This is a genomic window from Micrococcus sp. KRD070 (genome assembly GCF_017168435.1).
GTDB lineage: Bacteria > Actinomycetota > Actinomycetes > Actinomycetales > Micrococcaceae > Micrococcus > Micrococcus luteus.
The window spans coordinates 150,686-157,449 of record NZ_JABFNH010000004.1; the positions used below are offsets into that span (position 1 = coordinate 150,686).

The 6,764-nt window shown below is 75.0% G+C and carries 6 protein-coding genes; 2 read left to right on the forward strand and 4 right to left on the reverse strand.

Annotated elements, in window-relative coordinates; genetic code table 11:
* On the forward strand, positions 1 to 854 hold an 854-nt coding region (locus J1M38_RS01650; RefSeq protein WP_206501156.1), incomplete at its 5' end, for a phosphatase PAP2 family protein.
* 115 nt (positions 855 to 969) lie between these two features.
* Here the strand turns inward: J1M38_RS01650 and J1M38_RS01655 are convergent.
* From J1M38_RS01655 to J1M38_RS01665, 3 genes are read right to left on the reverse strand one after another with little or no spacing between them, the layout of a single operon-like run.
* A complete protein-coding gene (locus J1M38_RS01655; RefSeq protein WP_206482185.1) occupies positions 970 to 2,460 on the reverse strand; it encodes a dihydrolipoamide acetyltransferase family protein in 1,491 nt (496 codons plus the stop codon).
* Positions 2,457 to 3,506: an alpha-ketoacid dehydrogenase subunit beta gene (locus J1M38_RS01660; RefSeq protein ID WP_010080328.1), complete on the reverse strand. Its 1,050-nt coding sequence runs from the start codon at positions 3,504 to 3,506 to the stop codon at positions 2,457 to 2,459. The genes J1M38_RS01655 and J1M38_RS01660 overlap by 4 nt, the downstream gene beginning before the upstream one ends.
* Before the next feature lie 2 nt (positions 3,507 to 3,508).
* The gene (locus tag J1M38_RS01665) at positions 3,509 to 4,711 is read right to left on the reverse strand and encodes a thiamine pyrophosphate-dependent enzyme (protein ID WP_161787786.1); all 1,203 of its coding nucleotides are present in this window, start codon (positions 4,709 to 4,711) and stop codon (positions 3,509 to 3,511) included.
* Between the two features lie 189 nt (positions 4,712 to 4,900).
* Here J1M38_RS01665 and J1M38_RS01670 point away from each other — a divergent pair, with 189 nt between their 5' ends.
* Entirely contained in the window at positions 4,901 to 5,374 is a 474-nt protein-coding gene (locus J1M38_RS01670; protein ID WP_036316705.1) for an Lrp/AsnC family transcriptional regulator, read from the forward strand.
* Positions 5,375 to 5,395: 21 nt separating this feature from the next.
* Here J1M38_RS01670 and J1M38_RS01675 read toward each other — a convergent pair whose 3' ends face one another.
* The gene (locus tag J1M38_RS01675; RefSeq protein ID WP_206482184.1) at positions 5,396 to 6,694 is read right to left on the reverse strand and encodes an MFS transporter; all 1,299 of its coding nucleotides are present in this window, start codon (positions 6,692 to 6,694) and stop codon (positions 5,396 to 5,398) included.
* Positions 6,695 to 6,764 lie beyond the last annotated feature (70 nt).

Here is a 6,764-nt window from a genome sequence, read left to right on the forward strand (position 1 = left end):
CCACCGCCCGCGCCCCGCGCCGCCTCCCCTCGTGGACGTGGTGGCTGGCGCTGGCCGCGTGCGTGGCCGGCGTCGTGCTGGTCTACGCCGCCCTGGTGTGGTCCTCCGCCGGCCAGGTGCTCGAGTACCAGGTGTTCCGCGCCGTCGAGGAGCGCTACGCGGACACCGTGCCGGACGTGGCCTCCCAAGTGGTGCGGATCCTGCCGCTCGGGCTGGCGGTCGGCATGGCGCTGGCCTCGCTCGGCGCGCTCGCCGTGGCCCGGTGGCGGCGGCGGGGGCTGCTCGCCCTCGTCGTGCTGGTCGGGTCCAACCTCACCACGCAGCTGCTCAAGGCGGCGCTTCCGCGGCCCGAGCACGCCGACGGGGTCCCGTGGTCCGGCGGCAACTCACTGCCCTCGGGCCACATGACGCTCGCGACGGGCGCCGCGGTGGCCGCGCTGCTGCTCGTGCCCGCCCGGTGGCGACCTCTCACCACCGTCCTCGGCGCCGTGGTCAGCGCCTGCACCGGCGCCGTCGCCTACACGGAGGCCTGGCACCGGCCGTCGGACATGGCCGCCGCGGCGCTCGTGTCCGCCGCCTGGGGCCTGCTCGCCGTGCCGTTCGCCCGGTACGACGGCGCACCGCGGCCCGCACCGCGCGGCGCCCGCGGCGTGGAGGCCACGCTCTGGTCCCTGGGCGTCGCGGGCCTGGCGGCCGGGCTGACGCTGCTGGCCCTCACCCTCGACACCCCCGCGACCAGCGGCGCCGGCCCCCACCCAGCGGCCGAGCCGGCCGGGATCCTGCTCAGCGCCTCCCCCGCGGTCCTGCTGTGGGGCGCGCTCGGCACGGCCTTCCGCCGCGGCCGCGCGGACTGACCCCTCCCCGCACGCCCACCAGACGACGAGCCCTGCGATGTGGCGGCCATCCGCGAGGAATGGCCGCCACATCGCAGGGCTCGTCAGGGGCTGAGGCGGGCCGGGATCGTCCGGATCAGAACCGGGCGAGGGCCGCCGTCGGATCGTGGAGGCAGTCCGCCACGAACGTGAGGAACGCGCTCGCGGTGGCGCCGTCGGTGACGCGGTGGTCGAAGGTCACGGTCATCTCGGTGACCTTGCGGACCACGATCTCCCCGTCCACGACCCACGGGCGGTCGATGATCCGGCCGATGCCGAGCATCCCGACCTCGGGCACGTTGATGATCGGCGTGGCGCCGTCCGTGCCCAGCGGGCCGTAGTTGTTCAGCGTGAACGTGCCGCGGGTGAGCTCGGCCGGGGCGGCCCGGCCCGCGCGGGCGCGGCTGACGGTGTCGTTGATGGCGGCGGTGAGCTCGTCCGCGGACAGCTTCTCCGCGTGCTCGACCGACGGCACCATGAGGCCGCGGTCGGTCTGCACGGCCAGGCCGAGGTGGACGCCGTCGACCTCCACGATCTCGTCCCTGCCGTCCGCCCCCGCCTCGATGCGCGCGTTCATCACCGGGTACCGGCGCAGGCCGGCCAGGGTGAAGCGGGCGATCAGGCCGAGCAGCGAGGGCGCGTTCTCCGGGTCCTTCGCCTTGAGCGCGGCCCGCAGCTCGAGCAGGGCGGTGACGTCGACGTCCAGCCACGCCGTGACCTCCGGGACCTCGCGGCGCGAGCGGGAGAGCTGGTCCGCGATCACCTTGCGCACCCCCGTGATCGGGGTGCGGGCGACGACGGCCAGGCCGGTCCGCCCGTCCACGGCGCCCGGCTGCGCGGTGGCCCCGGCCGCCGGGGCGGCGGCGGCCGACGGCGCCGGGGTCGGGGCGGCCTGCGGGGTGGAGCCCTCGGCCGCGGTGAGCACGTCGGCGCGGGTGATCAGGCCGTCCGGGCCCGTGCCGGTCAGCGCGGCCACGTCCACGCCCTTCTCGCGGGCGAGCTTGCGGACGATCGGGGAGGTCACGCGCGGGGCGCCGGCCTCGGCCGTGGGGGCCGGCGTCGGGCGGGTGGCGCCGCGGCCGCGCTTGGACGGACGACTGCGGGAGGTGGCCCTGTGGCCGGAGGTGCCGTAGCCGATGAGCACGGCGCCGGAGGCCTCGTCGTCGGAGCCGGCGACGTCGCCGTCGCCGCCGCGGGCCTTGTCCGGCTTCGGCTGGACGCCGGCCATCTCCTCCTCGCGGTAGCTCAGCGCGCCGGGGCGGGCGGCCTCGGCCGCGGCCGCACCGGTGGACGGTGGGACGGCGAGGGTCTCGGTGCCGGCGACGGGCGCGGAGCCCTCACCGGACTCGCCGGCCTCGCCGACGGTGATCAGCGGGCTGCCGACGTCCATCGTCTCGCCCTCGGCGCCGTGCAGGATCAGCACGGTGCCGGCGTACGGGCTCGGCACCTCGACGAGGGCCTTGGCGGTCTCGACCTCGACCATGGGCTGGTCGACGGCCACGGTGTCGCCCTCGGCGACGAGCCAGCGGACGATGTCGGCCTCGGTCAGGCCCTCGCCCAGGTCGGGCAGCAGGAAGGTGTTGCTCATGCGCGGGCCTCCTCGGCGTCCAGGTCCCAGTTCAGGTCGTCGATCGCGTCCAGGATGCGGTCGATGTTCGGCAGGTGGTGCTCCTCGAGCTTCGGCGCGGGGAACGGGATGTCGAAGCCGGTCACGCGGCCCACGGGCGCCGCCAGCGAGTGGAAGCAGCGCTGCTGGATCCGGGCCACCAGCTCGGAGGCCACGGACGCGAAGCCCTGCGGCTCGGCGACGACGACGGCGCGGCCGGTCTTGGCGACCGAGGCGGTCATCGTGTCCTCGTCCAGCGGGTTCACGGTGCGCAGGTCCACGACCTCCACCGCGAGCCCCTCCTCCGCGGCCGCGTGGGCGGCGGCGAGGCAGGTGGGGACGGAGGGGCCGTAGGAGACGAGGGTGACGTCCGTGCCCTCGCGGACGACGGCGGCGCGCGCCCAGGCCTCGCCGTGCTCCTTCTTGTCCTCGACGCGGGCCCAGCCCTCCTCGAACTCTTCGCGCAGCTGGTCGAGGTCGAGCTCGGCCTTGGTCCAGTACATCTTCTTGGGCTCCATGAAGACCACCGGATCGTCCAGACGGATGGCCGAGCGCAGCATCATGTACGCGTCCTTCACCGAGGCCGGGGTGTACACCTTCAGGCCCGGGGTGTGCGCGTAGTAGGACTCGGAGGAGTCGCAGTGGTGCTCCACGCCGCCGATGCCGCCGCCGTAGGGGATGCGGATGGTGATCGGCATGGGCGTGGCGCCCTTGGTGCGGTTGCGCATCTTGGCCACGTGCGAGGCGATCTGCTCGAAGGCCGGGTATGCGAACGCGTCGAACTGCATCTCGATCACGGGGCGGGCGCCGCCGAGGGCCATGCCCACGGCCATGCCCGCGATGCCGGACTCGGCCAGCGGGGTGTCGAAGCAGCGCTCCTCGCCGAAGCGCGCGGTCAGCCCGTCCGTGATGCGGAAGACACCGCCGAGGGTGCCGACGTCCTCGCCGAACACCACCACCATGTCGTCGGCGGCCATCTCGTCGGCCAGCGCCGCGTTGAGCGCGGCGGCGAAGGTCAGGGTCGCCATGCTCAGGCCTCCTGGTGCTCGGAACGGGACAGCTCCTCGGCCAGCTGCGCGCGCTGGGCGGCGAGCTGCGGGGTCTGCACGGAGTAGACGTGGTCGAACAGCTCGAGCGGATCGAGCTCCGTCTCGGCGTTCATGGCGTCACGCAGCTGCTGCGCGACGTCCTCGGCGTCGCGGGCGATCTGGGCCGAGACCTCCTCGGTGAGGGCGCCGGTGGACTCGAGGTAGGCGGTCATGCGGCGCAGCGGGTCGCGCGCCTCCCACTCCTTCACCTCGGCGTCGTCGCGGTAGCGCGAGGGGTCGTCCGTGTTGGTGTGCGCCTGCATGCGGTAGGTGTCCGCCTCCACGAGGAAGGGGCCCTGGCCCTGCCGGCACAGCTCCACGGCGCGGCCCAGCACGGCCAGCAGGGCGCCGAGGTCGTTGCCGTCCACGCGCTCGCCGGCCAGGCCGTAGCCCACGGCCTTGTGGGCCAGGGACGGGGCGGCCGACTGCTTGGCGAACGGCACGGAGATGGCGAACTTGTTGTTCTGCACGAAGAAGATCACCGGCAGCTTGAACACGGCCGCGAAGTTCAGCGCCTCGTGGAAGTCGCCCTCGGAGGTGCCGCCGTCGCCGACCATGGCCAGGCACACGACCTCCTCGCCGCGCAGGCGGGCGGCCTTGGCCATCCCGACGGCGTGCAGCATCTGGGTGGTCAGGGGCGTGGACTGGATGGAGACGTGGTGCTTCTGGGGGTCGTAGCCCTGATGCCAGGTGCCCTGGTAGGCCACCATCACCTCGAGCGGCGGGACGCCGCGGGCGATCACGGCCACGGTGTCGCGGTAGGTCGGGAACAGCCAGTCGTCCTCGCCCAGGCAGACGGCGGCGGCGACCTCGGAGGCCTCCTGGCCGTGCGAGGACGGGTAGACGGCCATGCGGCCCTGGCGCACCAGGGCGTAGGCCTGGTCGTTGACGCGGCGGCCGATGACGAGGTGGCGGTAGGCGGCCAGCAGCTCGTCGTCGGAGGGCAGGGGATACTCGTGGCCGGGCTCGGTGCCCTGCTCCTCCGGGGCCAGCAGGGTGCCGTCCTCGCCGATCAGCTGGATGCGGCGGGCGGCGGGGAGCAGGTACTCCTCGAGGGAGATGCCGAAGGCGGCGCCGGCGTTCGGGCGGGTCTCGGCCTCGTCGGTCCGGGCGGCCCCGGGCACGGCGGGGGTGGGGTCACTCATGGCGGGTCCTCTCGATCTGTGGCCTTCAGTGTGCCCAAGAGGGTCAATGTGTCGCGCGCTCACTCGGGATCACGAGACGATCCGGTGCAAATCAGGCACTCCATCGGACAAACTGCTATTGTGACTCGTGCCACGCAGACGGTCCGCCGCCGCGTGGCCGACCCCATCCGCCCCGCCCCAGGAGGAGCCATGGCCGCCGAGCCGCTGGACCGCGTGGACCGCGCGATCGTCCGCGAACTGACGCAGGACGGGCGGATGTCCGTCGCGGCCCTGGCCGAGCGCGTGCACATCTCCCGCGCGCACTGCTACTCGCGCCTGAACCGCCTGCAGGACGCAGGCGTGATCACAGGCTTCACCGTGCGGGTCGACCCCGTCAAGGTCGGCTTCGGGGCCTCCGCCCACGTGACCATGAAGCTGCGTCAGCACGACTGGCGAGAGCTGCGCGCCACGCTCCTGGCCATCCCCGAGGTCTCCCACGTCTCCCTCGTGGGCGGGAACATGGACGTGATCCTGCTGGTCCGCGCGCGGGACACCGCCGACCTGCGCCGCGTGATCTTCGACGAACTGCAGACCCTGCCGAGCGTCGTCGACACGCAGACGTACATGGTCTTCGACGACCAGGCCTCCGGGCAGACCATCCCCCCGGACGAGACCGCCGACTGAGCCGACGGTCCGGTGCCCCGGTCAGCGGGGGCGCACGACGACGGGCGGCGGGTCCGCCACGGCCCCCGGCCCGCGCGGCAGCACCGCGGCGAACACGACCGCTCCGACCCCGCAGACGACCGCGAGGGAGCCGACGCCGACGGCCAGCCCGGCCGCTGCGGTCGCCCCGGAGAGCAGCAGCGGCCCGGCGAGCATCCCCGCGTCGGACATCGAGCGCCACAGACCGAGGAACTGGGCGCGCGCGTTCGGCGGCGAGTGGTCCGCCCCGAGGGTCATCACGATCCCCGCGCCGAAGCCGTTGCCGATGCCCAGCAGCACCGCCGCCGCCGCGAACGCCGTCGGCTCCCGGGTGAGGCTGATCGCCAGGAACCCCGCCCCCAGCAGGGTCAGGCACGGCACCGCCACGGCGCGCCGGCCGAAGCGGTCCATGAGCCGACCCGAGGGGTAGAAGAGCAGCAGGTCCGCCGCGCCGGCCAGGCCGAAGACGAGCGACGCCGTCGCCGCGTCCAGGCCCAGGTGCGTGGCCCACAGCGGGATGACGGCGTTGCGCGCCGCGCGGGCGGCGGAGACGGCCACGACACCGAAGCCGGCCGTGAGCAACGCCCCCCGCCGGGCGCGCGCCACGTCCAGCAGGCGGGGTCGGCCGGCCGGGGCGGAGTCCTCCCCCGCCGCCGGACCGGACGCCGGCACCGGCAGATCCCGGATCCGCAGGCACAGCAGGGCGCCGACGGCCATGGCCGCGGCCGCCGCGGCGAACGCGCCGTCCAGCCCGAGCGGGGCCTGCGCGGCGGCGCCCAGGAACGGGCCCAGGAAGGTCCCGATCCGCACGGTCCCGCCGAGCGTGGACATCGCGCGGGCCCGGTGCGTGGCCGGCACCGCCACCGCCAGGTACGCCTGGCGGGCCAGGTTGAACCCGGCCCCGGCCATGCCCACGGCGAGCACCGCGGCCAGGAACAGCGCCAGCCGCCCCGGCTCGGCCACCCCCGCCGCCGACGGCCCGGAGGACACCCCGGCCGTCGTCGCCCAGGCCAGGCCCGCGCCCGCCGTGCCGAGCACCGCGGAGACGACCATGGTGACCCGCTCACCCGCCCGGGCCGCGAGCGCCGAGGCCGGCCCGTTGGCCACGAGCGAGCCGAGCCCCACCAGCAGCACGACGGCGGCCGCCCGCGCCGCGTCCAGGCCGAGGGCCAGCGCCGCCACCGCGAGCGCGGGCGTCATCGCGCCCAGGCCGACGGCGTAGACGGTGGAGGGGGCGTAGATCTGCACGGCGTCGCGCAGCGCCTCCCGGGTGCGGGCGGCGGAGGCGGAGCGGGGACGCATGCCCGCGAGCGTAGCGGGACTGCACGCGCGCCATCGTCGGGGGACCGGGTCACTACGCTGGTGCCATGGC

What these genes read in the sequence shown, in the direction of transcription:
- J1M38_RS01660 (WP_010080328.1), bottom strand. Translation starts at nt 3,506, where the DNA reads ATGGCGACCCTGACCTTCGCCGCCGCGCTCAACGCGGCGCTGGCCGAC.
- J1M38_RS01675 (WP_206482184.1), bottom strand. Translation starts at nt 6,694, where the DNA reads ATGCGTCCCCGCTCCGCCTCCGCCGCCCGCACCCGGGAGGCGCTGCGC.
- J1M38_RS01665 (WP_161787786.1), bottom strand. Translation starts at nt 4,711, where the DNA reads ATGAGTGACCCCACCCCCGCCGTGCCCGGGGCCGCCCGGACCGACGAG.
- J1M38_RS01670 (WP_036316705.1), top strand. Translation starts at nt 4,901, where the DNA reads ATGGCCGCCGAGCCGCTGGACCGCGTGGACCGCGCGATCGTCCGCGAA.
- J1M38_RS01655 (WP_206482185.1), bottom strand. Translation starts at nt 2,460, where the DNA reads ATGAGCAACACCTTCCTGCTGCCCGACCTGGGCGAGGGCCTGACCGAG.